The organism is Streptomyces lancefieldiae (genome assembly GCF_031845825.1).
Taxonomy (GTDB): Bacteria; Actinomycetota; Actinomycetes; order Streptomycetales; family Streptomycetaceae; genus Streptomyces; species Streptomyces lancefieldiae.
Window position 1 is genome coordinate 1 of the sequence record NZ_JAVRFH010000034.1, and the last position, 12,974, is coordinate 12,974.

12 protein-coding genes are annotated in these 12,974 nt (G+C 71.2%); all 12 read right to left on the reverse strand.

What is annotated here, in order from left to right; translation table 11 throughout:
* Window positions 1-126: 126 nt before the first annotated feature.
* The 12 genes from nusB to RM812_RS27605 all read right to left on the reverse strand — a co-directional run bounded on the left by nusB (window position 127) and on the right by RM812_RS27605 (window position 12,971).
* Window positions 127-561 (reverse strand): transcription antitermination factor NusB, encoded by a 435-nt coding sequence (gene nusB / locus RM812_RS27550; protein ID WP_311577592.1) that lies wholly within the window; start codon window positions 559-561, stop codon window positions 127-129.
* A 2-nt stretch (window positions 562-563) separates the two neighbouring features.
* Window positions 564-1,130 carry an elongation factor P gene (gene efp, locus RM812_RS27555; RefSeq protein WP_311577595.1) on the reverse strand — a complete coding sequence of 189 codons (567 nt, stop codon included), beginning with the start codon at window positions 1,128-1,130 and terminating at the stop codon, window positions 564-566.
* A 63-nt stretch (window positions 1,131-1,193) separates the two neighbouring features.
* Window positions 1,194-2,300, reverse strand: a complete 1,107-nt coding sequence (locus RM812_RS27560) for an aminopeptidase P family protein (protein WP_311577598.1) — start codon at window positions 2,298-2,300, stop codon at window positions 1,194-1,196.
* 182 nt (window positions 2,301-2,482) lie between these two features.
* Window positions 2,483-3,388, reverse strand: a complete 906-nt coding sequence (locus RM812_RS27565) for a Pro-rich N-terminal domain-containing protein (RefSeq protein WP_311577600.1) — start codon at window positions 3,386-3,388, stop codon at window positions 2,483-2,485.
* Between the two features lie 197 nt (window positions 3,389-3,585).
* Window positions 3,586-4,677 (reverse strand): 3-dehydroquinate synthase, encoded by a 1,092-nt coding sequence (gene aroB, locus RM812_RS27570; RefSeq protein WP_311577603.1) that lies wholly within the window; start codon window positions 4,675-4,677, stop codon window positions 3,586-3,588.
* Window positions 4,674-5,189: a shikimate kinase gene (locus RM812_RS27575; RefSeq protein WP_311577606.1), complete on the reverse strand. Its 516-nt coding sequence runs from the start codon at window positions 5,187-5,189 to the stop codon at window positions 4,674-4,676. Before RM812_RS27575 ends, aroB begins: the two co-directional genes overlap by 4 nt.
* Entirely contained in the window at window positions 5,186-6,370 is a 1,185-nt protein-coding gene (gene aroC / locus RM812_RS27580) for a chorismate synthase (protein ID WP_311577609.1), read from the reverse strand. Before aroC ends, RM812_RS27575 begins: the two co-directional genes overlap by 4 nt.
* Window positions 6,371-6,602: 232 nt before the next feature.
* Complete coding sequence (locus RM812_RS27585) at window positions 6,603-7,442, reverse strand: shikimate dehydrogenase (RefSeq protein WP_311577611.1); 840 nt, start codon at window positions 7,440-7,442, stop codon at window positions 6,603-6,605.
* Complete coding sequence (gene mltG / locus RM812_RS27590) at window positions 7,423-9,309, reverse strand: endolytic transglycosylase MltG (RefSeq protein WP_311577616.1); 1,887 nt, start codon at window positions 9,307-9,309, stop codon at window positions 7,423-7,425. The genes RM812_RS27585 and mltG overlap by 20 nt, the downstream gene beginning before the upstream one ends.
* Before the next feature lie 127 nt (window positions 9,310-9,436).
* Window positions 9,437-9,931, reverse strand: coding sequence for a Holliday junction resolvase RuvX (gene ruvX / locus RM812_RS27595; protein ID WP_311577619.1), 495 nt, complete (start codon window positions 9,929-9,931; stop codon window positions 9,437-9,439).
* The gene (gene alaS / locus RM812_RS27600) at window positions 9,928-12,600 is read right to left on the reverse strand and encodes an alanine--tRNA ligase (protein WP_311577622.1); all 2,673 of its coding nucleotides are present in this window, start codon (window positions 12,598-12,600) and stop codon (window positions 9,928-9,930) included. Before alaS ends, ruvX begins: the two co-directional genes overlap by 4 nt.
* The gene (locus tag RM812_RS27605) at window positions 12,600-12,971 is read right to left on the reverse strand and encodes a hypothetical protein (RefSeq protein WP_311577624.1); all 372 of its coding nucleotides are present in this window, start codon (window positions 12,969-12,971) and stop codon (window positions 12,600-12,602) included. The genes alaS and RM812_RS27605 overlap by 1 nt, the downstream gene beginning before the upstream one ends.
* Window positions 12,972-12,974 lie beyond the last annotated feature (3 nt).

Genomic DNA, 12,974 nt, shown 5'->3' on the forward strand with positions numbered 1-12,974 from the left:
ACCAAACGGTTCCGCCCACCCCGGCGCTGTTGTACGGGCCTGGCGTGCGCCCGGCACCCCCCGACGCATGCCGGAGGGCCCGCAGCGTGAATCCAGGCTGCGGGCCCTCCGGCATGTGCGGGTCTGTCAGGCCTCGTCGCGGCGCAGAGAAGGCTTGAGCTCCTTCAGCCGGCCGAGCAGGCCGTTGACGAACGCGGGCGACTCGTCCGTGGAGAACTCCTTCGCCAGCTGCACCATCTCGTCGAGGACGACGGCGTCCGGGGTCGCGTCCATCCAGATCAGCTCGTACGCGCCGAGACGCAGGATGTTGCGGTCGACGACCGGCATGCGGTCGAGCGTCCAGCCGACCGAGTACTGGGCGATGAGCTCGTCGATGCGCTTGGCGCGCTCGGCGTAGCCCTCGACCAGCTCCATCGTGTACTCGCTCACCGGCGGCTGCCGGGTGTCGGACCGGGAGTGCCGGACCCAGTCGGCGAGGACCGTCAGGACGTCCGCGCCGCGCTGATCACCCTCGAAGAGGATCTGGAAGGCGCGCTTGCGGGCCGTGTTGCGGGCAGCCACGGTTAGCTGTTCACCCGGCCGAGGTAGTCGCTCGTGCGGGTGTCGACCTTGATCTTCTCGCCGGTGGTGATGAAGAGCGGGACCTGGATCTGGTGGCCGGTCTCCAGCGTGGCCGGCTTGGTGCCGCCGGTGGAGCGGTCACCCTGGACGCCCGGCTCGGTCTCCTGGACGGTCAGCTCGACGGCGGCGGGCAGCTCGACGAAGAGCACCTCGCCCTCGTGCTGCGCGACGGTGGCCTCGAAGCCCTCGACCAGGAAGTTGGCGGCGTCGCCGACGACCTTGCGGTCGATCATCAGCTGGTCGTAGGTCTCCATGTCCATGAAGACGAAGTAGTCGCCGTCCATGTACGAGAACTGCATGTCACGCTTGTCGACAGTGGCCGTCTCGACCTTGACGCCGGCGTTGAAGGTCTTGTCGACCACCTTGCCGGAAAGCACGTTCTTGAGCTTGGTGCGCACGAAGGCCGGGCCCTTGCCGGGCTTGACGTGCTGGAACTCGACGACGGACCAGAGCTGGCCGCCTTCGAGCTTGAGCACCAGGCCGTTCTTGAGGTCGTTCGTGGAAGCCACGGTTGCGGAATCTCCTGGACTGGACTGACGTGGACGACCCCGGGGCCTGCGCACAGCGCGAGGCTAGAGCGCGAGCAGCTCCTTGGTCGTGATGGTGAGTAGCTCGGGTCCGCCGTCCGCCTCGGGGCGCACGACGAGCGTGTCATCGATCCGGACACCGCCCCGGCCCGGGAGGTGGACCCCCGGTTCGACGGTGACCGGCACACAAGCGTCCAGTTTACCCATGGCCGCGGGGGCCAACTGCGGGTCCTCGTCGATTTCGAGTCCGACACCGTGACCGGTGAGGGTCGGAAGGTTCTCCGCGTACCCGGCGGAGTCCAGTACCTGGCGGGCGGCACGGTCCACATCGCGGCAGGCGGCGCCGGGTACCAGGGCCTCCCGGCCGGCCCGCTGCGCGGAGAAGACGAGGTCGTACAGCTCGATCTGCCAGTCGGCCGGCGAGGTACCGATGACGAACGTGCGGCCGATCTCGCAGCGGTAGCCGCGGTAGGTCGCGCCCAGGCAGACGGAGAGGAAGTCGCCCTCCTCCACACGCCGGTCGGTGGGCCGGTGACCGCGGCGCCCCGCGTGGGGGCCGGTGCCGACGGACGTCGGGAAGGCGGGGCCGTCGGCGCCGTGGTCGACCAGACGGCGCTCCAGCTCCAGGGCGAGGTGCCGCTCGGTACGGCCCACCAGGATGGACTCCAGGAGCTCGCCGAGGGCCTGGTCCGCGATCTCCGCGCCGATGCGCAGGCAGGAGATCTCCTCCTCGTCCTTGACCACCCGGAGCTGCTCGACCGCTTGACCGAGGTCGGTCAGGCGCAGCCGGGGTGCCACCGAGCGCATGGCCCGGTGCCGGACCACGGTGAGGTGGTGGTCCTCCGCGGCGAGGGACTCGGCGCCCTGCGCCACGGCGAGTCCGGTGGCCGCGACGGCGGGATCGCCGCCGGGGCCGGGCAGGACCCGCACCGACAGCAACTCGTCGGGCCGTCCCTCCGTCGGCCGGTCGCCCGGAGGTCCGGCGCAGACCAGCAGGTCCTCGGTCTTGCCGAGCAGCAGCACGGCGCCGTGCGGGGCGGCGCCCGCGAGATAGCGCACGTTGGCGGGCCGGGAGACGAGCGCCGCCGCGCTGCCGCCCGCGTTGCAGCGTTCTCGTAGGCACGTCCGGCGGGCCGCGTACACCTCTGACATGAGCCGAGCGTAAGAGCTCCGCTCGGGGGGCGCCGCTCGGGTGGGCCGAGTGGGCGGGGCCGGGGAACGCCGGGTGCGCCGACCGGGGGGTGGGGCTTGTCGTTGTACGGCGTGCGACCCACCGGTGGGGGCTTGTCGCGCCGTTCCCCGCGCCCCTTGGGGGGCGCTGCCCCGAAGGGCGTCTACCAGTTCGGCGGGCTGGCTATGGAGCGGGACAGGACCTCGTCCAGGACCTGGGCCGTTTCCGGTACGTCGAGCTGGGAGTTGTCGATGATGGGGAGGCCCGAGCCGTACCATCCGGCCATGCGGCCGTGGATGCGGGCGACCTCCTCGTCGGTGAGCCGCCGGTTCCCGCTGCGTTCGGCGTTGCGCTCCAGGACGACGTCCAGGCCCGGCAGGAGGACGACCGGGAGCAGGCCGGGTCCGACGTGCCGTTTCCAGCCGCCGAGGCCGACGACCGGGCGGTCCGGGAAGACCGCGTCGTCAAGGATGCAGGAGATGCCGTTGGCGAGGAAGTTGCGCGCGGAGAAGCCGCAGGTGCGGCGGGCGAGACGGTACTGGGCCTCGGAGTTCTCGTTCCAGCCCGTCTGGGGGTCGGCGAAGCCTGAGCGGACCCATTCGCGGACGTCGTCGAGGCTGATGTGCGCGGTGGGGACCCGGCGATGGTCCGCCCAGTACTTGGCGACGCTGGTCTTGCCGGCGCCCGCGGGACCGATGAGCAGCACCGCGAGGGTGGTCGTGGTGGGGTCGGGCGCGGCGACCGCGGCGGGGGGCGCACTGGGCACGGCCACGGGACCGCCCGGCGGCAGCGGTACATGGCCGGTGGCTTCCGGCACGGGCGGGACAGGGGCCACCGGGTGCCGGCCCGGAACCTGCTGCGGTCCCGTGACCTGCCGCGGTTCGGGCGTCTGCTGCGGGGCCACGGGGTGCGGGGCCCGCGCGGGGTACCCCTGCGCCCCCGGCGGCGGCACGGGGGCGGAGCCGTGGTGCGGCGGACCCGGGTGGTGCGCGGCCGGGGACCAGCCGACGGCCGGTCCGTGCCCCGGCTGAGGGGGCGGCGGCAGCGGAGAACCCACTGCGTGCTGCATCCGGTGCCACTCCGTCTCGTACAGGCGATGGGCGCTGACGGTGGACGGTCAGCCGCCCGCTTTCCCCCACAGCCTAAAGGGCGTGTGGGGACCCCCGCCCGAACGGTACCGCCCCCGGCCGTCGTTTGGTGAACGGCCGGGGGCGGCCCGAAGTGCCCGTCCCGCAAGGCGAATCGGACGGAAGGTACGCCGGGGTACTACTCGCCCACCTCGCCGTAGGCGGCGAGGAGGACGGCCGGGTCGGGTCCCTCCAGGACGGTGGGCTTGGCCAGCCCGTCCAGGACGATGAAGCGCAGCAGGTCGCCGCGGGACTTCTTGTCGACCTTCATGTTCTCCACCAGCTTGGGCCACTGGTCGTAGCGGTAGTGGAGCGGCAGGCCGACCGCTTCGAGGATGCTCCGGTGGCGGTCGGCGGTGGCGTCGTCCAACCGGCCCGCGAGGCGGCCCAGTTCGGCGGCGAAGTGCATGCCGACGGAGACCGCGGCCCCGTGGCGCCACTTGTAGCGCTCGTTCTTCTCGATGGCGTGGCCGAGCGTGTGACCGTAGTTCAGGATCTCCCTGCGGCCCGCTTCCTTCAGGTCGGAGGAGACGACCTCCGCCTTGACCTTGATCGAGCGCACGATCAGCTCGGCGGTGTGCGGCCCGGCCGGGGTGCGCGCGGCCTGGGGGTCGGACTCGATCAGGTCCAGGATCGCCGGGTCGGCGATGAAGCCGGCCTTGATGACCTCGGCGAGGCCGGAGACGTAGTCGTTGACCGGGAGGGAGTCCAGGGCGGCGAGGTCGCACAGGACGCCGGCCGGCGGATGGAAGGCGCCTACGAGGTTCTTGCCCTCGGCGGTGTTGATGCCGGTCTTGCCGCCGACGGCCGCGTCGACCATGGCCAGCACGGTGGTGGGGACGGCGATCCAGCGCACCCCGCGCAGCCAGGTCGCGGCCACGAACCCGGCCACGTCGGTGCTGGCGCCGCCGCCGACACCGACGATGACGTCGGTGCGGGTGAACCCTGACTGGCCGAGCGCCTTCCAGCAGTAGGCGGCGACCTCGGCGGTCTTGGCCTCCTCGGCGTTGGGCACCTGGATGGCGATCGCGTCGTAGCCCTGCTCGGCGAGGTCGGCGCGGAGCGCGTCCCCGGTCTCGGCGAGCGCCTCGGGGTGGATCACCGCGACCCGCTTGGCCTTCGCGCCGATCAGGCCGCCGAGCTCGCCCAGCAGCTGACGGCCCACCAGGACCTCGTACGGCTCGGATCCCGCCGTGCCGCCGACCTGGATACGGGTGACTGCCTCGCTCATGCTTCCTTCAGCTCCACTGCGTCGAGAGCGGCTTGGGTGACTTCTTCCGGCGTGCGGCCGTCGGTGGCCACGACGACCGTGGCGACCTCCTCGTAGAGGTGCCGGCGGGCCTCCATCAGCTCGCGCCACTGCTTGCGCGGGTTGACCGCCAGCAGCGGGCGCGCGGCGTTCAGGCCGGTGCGCCTGACCGCCTCCTCGACGTCCATCGAGAGGTAGACGACGCGCTGCCCGGCGAGCAGGCCGCGGGTGTCCGCGTCCAGGATCGCGCCGCCACCGAGGGCGAGGACGCCGTCGTGCTCGGCGAGGGCCGTGTGCACGGCCGTCTTCTCCAGGACACGGAAGGCGGGCTCGCCCTCGTCCACGAAGATCTCGGCGATGGATCGCCCCCGCACACGGACGATGTCCTCGTCGGTGTCCCGGTAGCCGGTGCCGAGGCGCTCGGCCAGCAGCTGCCCGACCGTGGACTTGCCGACGCCCATGGGGCCGACCAGGACGACCAGCGGCCTGCTCATCGGATGGCCAGGTTGTCGAGGTACGACCGCACGTTGCGCCGGGTCTCCGGCACGCTGTCGCCGCCGAACTTCTCCGCCACCGCGTCCGCCAGGACCAAAGCGACCATGGCCTCGGCGACGATGCCGGCGGCCGGCACCGCGCACACGTCGGAGCGCTGGTGGTGGGCCTGCGCGGCCTCGCCGGTGGCGACGTCCACGGTCTGCAGGGCCCGCGGCACGGTCGCGATGGGCTTCATCGCCGCCTTCACGCGCAGCAGCTCGCCGGTGGTGAGGCCGCCCTCGGTGCCGCCGGAGCGGCCGGTGGCCCGCTTGATGCCGTCGGGGCCGGTCAGGATCTCGTCGTGCGCCTTGGAACCCGGCACCCGCGCGAGACCGAAGCCGTCGCCGACCTCGACGCCCTTGATGGCCTGGATGCCCATGAGGGCGGCGGCCAGCCGGGCGTCCAGGCGCCGGTCCCAGTGCACGTGCGAGCCGAGGCCCACGGGGACGTCGTACGCCAGCACCTCGACCACACCGCCGAGGGTGTCCCCGTCCTTGTGGGCCTGGTCGATCTCCGCGACCATCGCCTTCGAGGCGTCCGCGTCCAGGCAGCGCACCGGATCGGCGTCCAGCCGCTCGACGTCCGCCGGCGTCGGGTACACGCCGTAGGGCGCCTTGGCGGCGGCCAGCTCGACGACGTGACTGACGATCTCGATGCCCGCCGTCTCCTTGAGGTACGACCGCGCCACGGCGCCCAGGGCGACCCGGGCGGCCGTCTCGCGCGCGGAGGCACGCTCCAGGATCGGCCGGGCCTCGTCGAAGCCGTACTTCTGCATGCCCGCGAGGTCGGCGTGGCCGGGGCGGGGGCGGGTCAGCGGCGCGTTGCGGGCGAGGCCGGAGAGCACCTCCGGGTCCACCGGGTCGGCGGACATGACCTGCTCCCACTTGGGCCACTCGGTGTTGCCTACCATGATCGCGACCGGGGAGCCGAGGGTGAGGCCGTGCCGGACGCCGCCGAGGAAGGTGACCTCGTCCCGCTCGAACTTCATCCGTGCACCGCGCCCGTAGCCCAGGCGCCGCCTCGCCAGATGGTCCGCCACCATGTCCGTGGTGATCGGCACGCCGGCGGGCAGACCCTCCAGCGTCGCAACCAGTGCGGGACCGTGGGATTCCCCCGCGGTCAGCCAGCGCAACCTGCTCAACGGTGCTCCTCAGTGCTCGCGCCCGGGTTATGCCCTGCGTACGCGTCTCCTGCGCGTACGGCGACGGCGTGTACCGGGTGCGCGGCCCCGGTCCGCCACCTCCGATCCTCCCACGACGACCACCGGGCTCGATCGCCGGTCCATCTGACGGACGGGCGGCCGCTCCCCGCTGAGGCCGGGCATGGGCTCCCCGCCGCACCGCCCGTCGAAGGACGATCCCGCGCTCGTGTTCCTACCGGTTCGCGAGGGCTCGCTCTCCGGCTTCGCGCATGGTGGCGAGCGGGGCCGGAGCGCGGCCCGTCATCTGCTCCACCTGGAGCACCGCCTGGTGAACCAGCAGGTCGAGTCCGCCGACCACCGCACCGCCGTACGCCGACCAGCGGGCGGCGAGCGCGGTCGGCCAGGGGTCGTAGAGCACGTCGAAGAGGGCCGACGGCATCTCGGGCACGGCGGCGGCGAGGGCGTCGGTGGTGCCGGCCGGCGTGGTGGCCACGACCAGCGGGGCGCGCAGCGCCTCCTCGGCGTCCGCCCAGTCCGCGATGCGCACCTCGACGTCCAGCCGCTCGGCCCAGCCCCGCATCTCGGCGGCGCGTGCCTCGCTGCGTACGTAGACGGCGACCTCGCCCGTGCAGATCCGGGCCAGCGCGGCCAGCGCGGAGGACGCGGTGGCGCCGGCGCCGAGAACCGCGGCGGTCTCGACCTTCTCGATGCCGTGCTCGCGCAGGGCGGCGATCATGCCGGGAATGTCGGTGTTGTCGCCGGTCCTGCGGCCGTCCTCGGTGAAGACCACGGTGTTCACCGCGTCCACGGAGGCCGCCGTCTCACTGATCCCGTCCAGCAGCGGGATGACCGCCCGCTTGAGCGGCATGGTCAGCGACAGTCCCGCCCACTCGGCGCCCAGCTTCTCGAAGAAGCCCGGCAGCGCCGCCTCGTCGACCTCGAAGCGGTCGTACGTCCAGTTCTCCAGGCCCATCTCGGCGTAGGCGGTGCGGTGCAGCACCGGGGAGAGGGAGTGGGCGATCGGCGAGCCGAGGACGGCGGCTTTGCGACGGTCAGTTGCCGGAGCTGGCATCGAATTTGTCCTTCAGCTTCAGGAACTCGTCGTGCGTCTTGGCGAACTCGGTCTTCTTCACGCCGTCGGTGGCCACGAAGTACATCCAGCCGTCCTCCGTGGGGTTCAACGCCGCTTGGATCGCCTCTTCGCCGGGGTTGCCGATGGGTCCGGGCGGCAGGCCCTTGTTGGTGTAGGTGTTGTACGGGTCCGGGTTGTTGTTGATCTCGGACTCGCTGATGCGGATCTCGCTCTGGCCCATCAGGTAGTTGAAGCTCGAGTCGAACTGGAGCTCCTGGTTGGTCTCGGTGTTGGTGGGCTCGAGCCGGTTGTAGATGACCTCGGACATCTTGCGGAAGTCCTCGTGGGTCTTGCCCTCGGCCTGCACCAGGCTCGCCACGGTGAGCAGCTGCCACGGCCCGTCGAGGCCGAGGCCCTCCGCCTTCTCCTCGAGTCCGACCTTCTCGTACTGCTCGTTGGCGCGTGCCACCATCTGCTTCAGCACGTCCTCGGGTTTCTGGCCCTTGGCCGCCGAGTAGCTGGACGGGTAGAGGAAGCCCTCCAGGGGGTCCTTCACGTTCTTGTGGTTCATCGCCCAGTCGGGCAGGCCGAGGCTCTTCCACTGGGCCTTGGCGACCTTCGCCGTGGTGCCCTCGGCCACCTCGAGGCGCTTGTCGATGAGCTTGTAGACGTCGACGTTGCGCTTGCCCTCGGCGATGATCAGGTTGCTGCGGCTCTTGGGGTTGAGCAGGAGTTCGACCGCGCTCGCGGCCGACATCTCCTTCTGCAGCGTGTACACGCCGTCCTGGATGCTCTTGCCGCGCGGATTGCTCTGCTGGGCAGCGATGAAGGCGTCGACGCTCTTCACCACGCCCTGGCGTTTGAGCTCCTGTCCGATGGTCGAGCCGCCCGAACCCTTCGGGATGGTGACGGTCACCGCCTCGCCGTTGCCGTCGCCCGCGAAGTCCGGGGCCGGGCCGAAACGATCTTGGTAGAACTGGTAACCGAAATACCCGACCCCGGCCACGCCGCCGCCCAGCACCAGGCAGACCACGAGGCAGGCGAATCCGTTGCGGCGCTTCTTGGGCGGCTTGCCGCCCCGGCCCCTGCGTTCTCCGCGCCCGCCGTCATCGCCCTTGTCGTCGTCGGCGGCGGCGTCGGCTTCGGAGTCCCCGCCGGCGAAGAAGGCGTGCTCGCCCTCGTCGGGGCCAGGGTCCCGGTCGGTGCGCTGCGGCTCGGGTTCGGCGCGCCGGCGGGCGGGGGGCTCCGGCGGCGGGTACGCCTCCGGAGTGCCGTACAGGTCGGGCTGCTCGCCTCCGTAGGAGGGTGTCTGCCGGCCATAGGGGTCCGACGGGTCGGAGGGGTACTGGGCGTCGGGCTGTCCGCCGGTGCCCCAGCCAGTGTTGTCGTAGCCCTGCTGGGGCTGCGGCTGGGAGCCGTGCTGCTGGTCGTACTGCTGGTGGTCGTACCCCTGCTGACCGTGCTGGTCGTGCTGCGGCCCGGGATGCTGCTGACCGTACTGGTCGTACTGCGGCTCAGGGTGCTGCTGACCGTACTGGTCGTACTGCGGCTCAGGGTGCTGCTGACCGTACTGGTCGTACTGCGGCTCAGGGTGCTGCTGCTGACCGTACTGGTCGTACTGCGGCCCAGACTGCTGCTGACCGTACTGGTCGTACTGCGGCTGCTGACCGTACGAGGGCTGGCCACCGTCGCCCCACTCGCCGTACTGCGGCTGCTGGGGCTGCTGCTCCGGATACTGCTGTGGCTGGCCGCCATAGGGGGGCTGCTGACCCGTATGGGCCTGCTGTCCGCCCCATCCGCCGTCCCCGTACAACGGGTCCTCCGGATGCCACGGTTCGGAGCCTGGGCCCCGGCCATACTCGGTCATCGATCCCCTTGTGCCGCGAGGAGGTGGTGCGCGCGGCCTGTCATGGGGGCCGGCTTCCGTTCCGCCTCTTGCTGTGCGGTGGCTGTTCGAATGCCTCCGCATCGCGCGGAACGTTACCGTATCGCGATCAGTCGGCCACTTCGACGCCCTCACCGGGGGCTCTGCCTGACACCCGTTCGGATTCCAGTGCCTGCTGGAGGATGATCACAGCGGCCGCCTGGTCGATGACGGACCGGCCCTTCCTGGACTTCACTCCGGAGGCACGCAGTCCCTGGCTCGCGGTCACGGTCGTCATCCGCTCGTCGACCAGACGCACCGGGACGGGCGCGATGCCCCTGGCCAGCTCCTGCGCGAAGCCACGGACCTTGACCGCCGCCGGGCCCTCGCCCCCCTTGAGGGAGCGAGGGAGGCCGACGACGACCTCGATCGGCTCGTACTCGTCGACGAGCTGCTTCAGACGGCGGTGCGCCGCCGGGACGTCCCGTCCGGGGACGGTCTCCACCGGCGTGGCGAGGATCCCGTCGGGGTCGCACGAAGCGACCCCGATACGGGCGTCCCCGACGTCGACGGCGAGGCGGCGGCCCCGGCGCAGCGCCGGAGTGTCCTGCTGGTCGGCGCTCACTTGGCGGTGTCCGCCACGAGCCGCTCGACGGCGTCGACGGCGTCGCCGATGGCGGCCGGGTTCTGGCCGCCGCCCTGGGCGACGTCCGGCTTGCCGCCACCGCCGCCGCCGAGGGTCTTGGCGGCGGTACGGACCAGGTCACCGGCCTTGAGACCGCGCTCGCGGGCGGCCTCGTTGGTGGCGATGACGGTCAGCGGCTTGCCGTTGACCGTGGTGAACAGGGCGACGACCGCGGCCCGGCCGCCCTGGATGCGGCCGCGCACGTCGAGGACCAGCTTGCGCAGGTCGTCGGCGGTGGTGCCGTCCGGGACCTGGCCGGTGACCAGGGCGACGCCGCGTACGTCCTTGGCGGAGTCGGCGAGGCCGCCGGCGGCCTGGAGGACCTTCTCGGCGCGGAACTTCTCGATCTCCTTCTCGGCGTCCTTCAGCTTGCCGAGCATGGCGGAGACCTTCTCCGGAAGCTCCTCCGGGCGGCCCTTGATCAGCTCCTGGAGCTGGGCGACGACCGTGTGCTCACGGGCGAGGAAGTTGTAGGCGTCCACGCCGACCAGGGCCTCGATGCGGCGCACCCCGGAGCCGATGGACGACTCGCCGAGCAGCTTGACCAGACCGAGCTGGGCGGTGTTGTGCACATGGGTGCCGCCGCACAGTTCCTTGGAGAAGTCGCCGATGGTCACGACGCGCACGCGCTCGCCGTACTTCTCGCCGAACTCGGCGATGGCGCCCTGCTTCTTGGCCTCGTCGATGCCCATGACGTCGGCGCGCACGTCCAGGTCGCGGGCCAGCACCTCGTTGATCTTCTGCTCCACGTCGGTCATCACGGCCGTCGGCACGGCGGAGGGCGAACCGAAGTCGAAGCGGAAGCGGCCGGGCTGGTTCTCGGAACCGGCCTGGGCGGCCGTCGGGCCGAGGGCGTCGCGCAGGGCCTGGTGGGTGAGGTGGGTGGCCGAGTGGGCGCGGGCGATGGCCTTGCGGCGCCGGTCGTCGATGGAGGCCTGGGCCTTGGCACCGACGGTGACCTCGCCGACCTGGACCACGCCCTTGTGGACGTACACGCCCGGAACCGGCTTCTGGCAGTCCCGGACGTCGATCACGGCACCGGTGTCGATCTTGATCCGGCCGGTGTCGCCGATCTGGCCGCCGCCCTCGGCGTAGAACGGGGTGCGGTCGAGGACGATCTCCACCTCGTCGCCCTCGGTGGCGGCCGGGGAGGAGACGCCGTCGACGAGGATGCCGACGATCGTGGACTCGCTCTCGGTGTCCGTGTACCCGACGAAGTCGGTGGCACCGGCCTGGTCGGCGATCTCGCGGTAGGCGCCGACGCCGGCGTGCCCGGTCTTCTTGGCCTGGGCGTCGGCCTTGGCGCGCTCCCGCTGCTCCTTCATCAGGCGGCGGAACCCGTCCTCGTCCACGGAGAGCCCCTGCTCGGCGGCCATCTCCAGGGTGAGGTCGATCGGGAAGCCCCAGGTGTCGTGGAGCAGGAAGGCCTTGTCGCCGGCCAGGACGCTGCCGCCGGCGGCCTTGGTGTCGCTGACGGCGGTGTCGAGGATGTTGGTGCCGGCCTTCAGGGTCTTCAGGAAGGCGTTCTCCTCGGCGAGGGCGACCTTCTCGATCCGCTCGCGGTCGGTGATCAGCTCGGGGTACTGCTGCCCCATCATCTCGATCACGACGTCGATCAGGTCCTTGACGACCGGGCCGGTGGCGCCGAGCAGGCGCATGTTGCGGATGGCGCGGCGCATGATGCGGCGCAGGACGTAGCCGCGGCCCTCGTTGCCGGGGGTGACGCCGTCGCCGATGAGCATCACGGAGGTGCGCATGTGGTCGGTGACCACGCGCAGGGAGACGTCCGAGGCGTGGGCGTCGCCGTAGGCCACGCCGGTCAGGTCGGTGGCCTTCTTGATGACCGCCATGGAGGTGTCGATCTCGTACATGTTCTGCACGCCCTGCAGAATCATGGCGAGGCGCTCCAGGCCGAGGCCCGTGTCGATGTTCTTGCTCGGCAGGTCTCCGAGGATCTCGAAGTCCTCCTTGCCGATGCCCTCGCCCCGCTCGTACTGCATGAAGACGAGGTTCCAGATCTCCACGTACCGCTCGTCGTTGACGGCGGGGCCGCCCTCGACGCCGAACTCGGGGCCGCGGTCGTAGTTGATCTCGGAGCACGGGCCGCAGGGGCCGGGGACGCCCATGGACCAGTAGTTGTCCTTCTTGCCGAGGCGCTGGATGCGCTCGGACGGGACGCCGACGACGTCGTGCCAGATGCGCTCGGCCTCGTCGTCGTCCTGGTACACGGTGATCCACAGACGCTCGGGGTCGAGGCCGTAACCGCCCTTGTCCTGGGGGCTGGTGAGCAGCTCCCAGGCGTACTTGATGGCGCCTTCCTTGAAGTAGTCGCCGAAGGAGAAGTTGCCGCACATCTGGAAGAACGTGCCGTGCCGCGTGGTCTTGCCGACCTCTTCGATGTCGGGCGTGCGCACGCACTTCTGCACGCTGGTGGCGCGGTCGAAGGGCGGCTTGACGTCCCCGAGGAAGTAGGGCTTGAACGGCACCATGCCGGCCGGGACCAGCAGCAGAGTCGGGTCGTCCGCGATGAGCGACGCCGAAGGGACGACGGTGTGACCGCGCTCCTCGAAGAAGCTCAACCAGCGGCGACGAATCTCGGCCGACTCCATCAGTGGTCCTCATTCCGGTTGTACGAGTACGTCGTCCTGACGTCGACGACGGACTTCGGGTTGTTGCGGTTCTCGATGGTGCGGTTCTCGATGGCGGCGAGGCGCCGGGGTGCGGGGAGTTCGCCGTCGACGGGCGCGTTCAGCCCGAGCGCGTCGTCCAGTTCGGCCTCTCGCTGGGCCATGTTGTCGCGGACGTCGAGCGCGAAGCCCACCGCTCGGTCCTTGAGCCGGGTGCCCGCGTCGAGCGCCTTGTTCGCCGCGGTCGCGGCGAGGCTGTCCGGCGTCAGCTGCCTGAGCTTCCGGTTGACCTTGGTGGTGGCCCAGACGCCGGCGGCGACGCCGGTCCCGAACCAGAACGTACGGCGGAACATCGC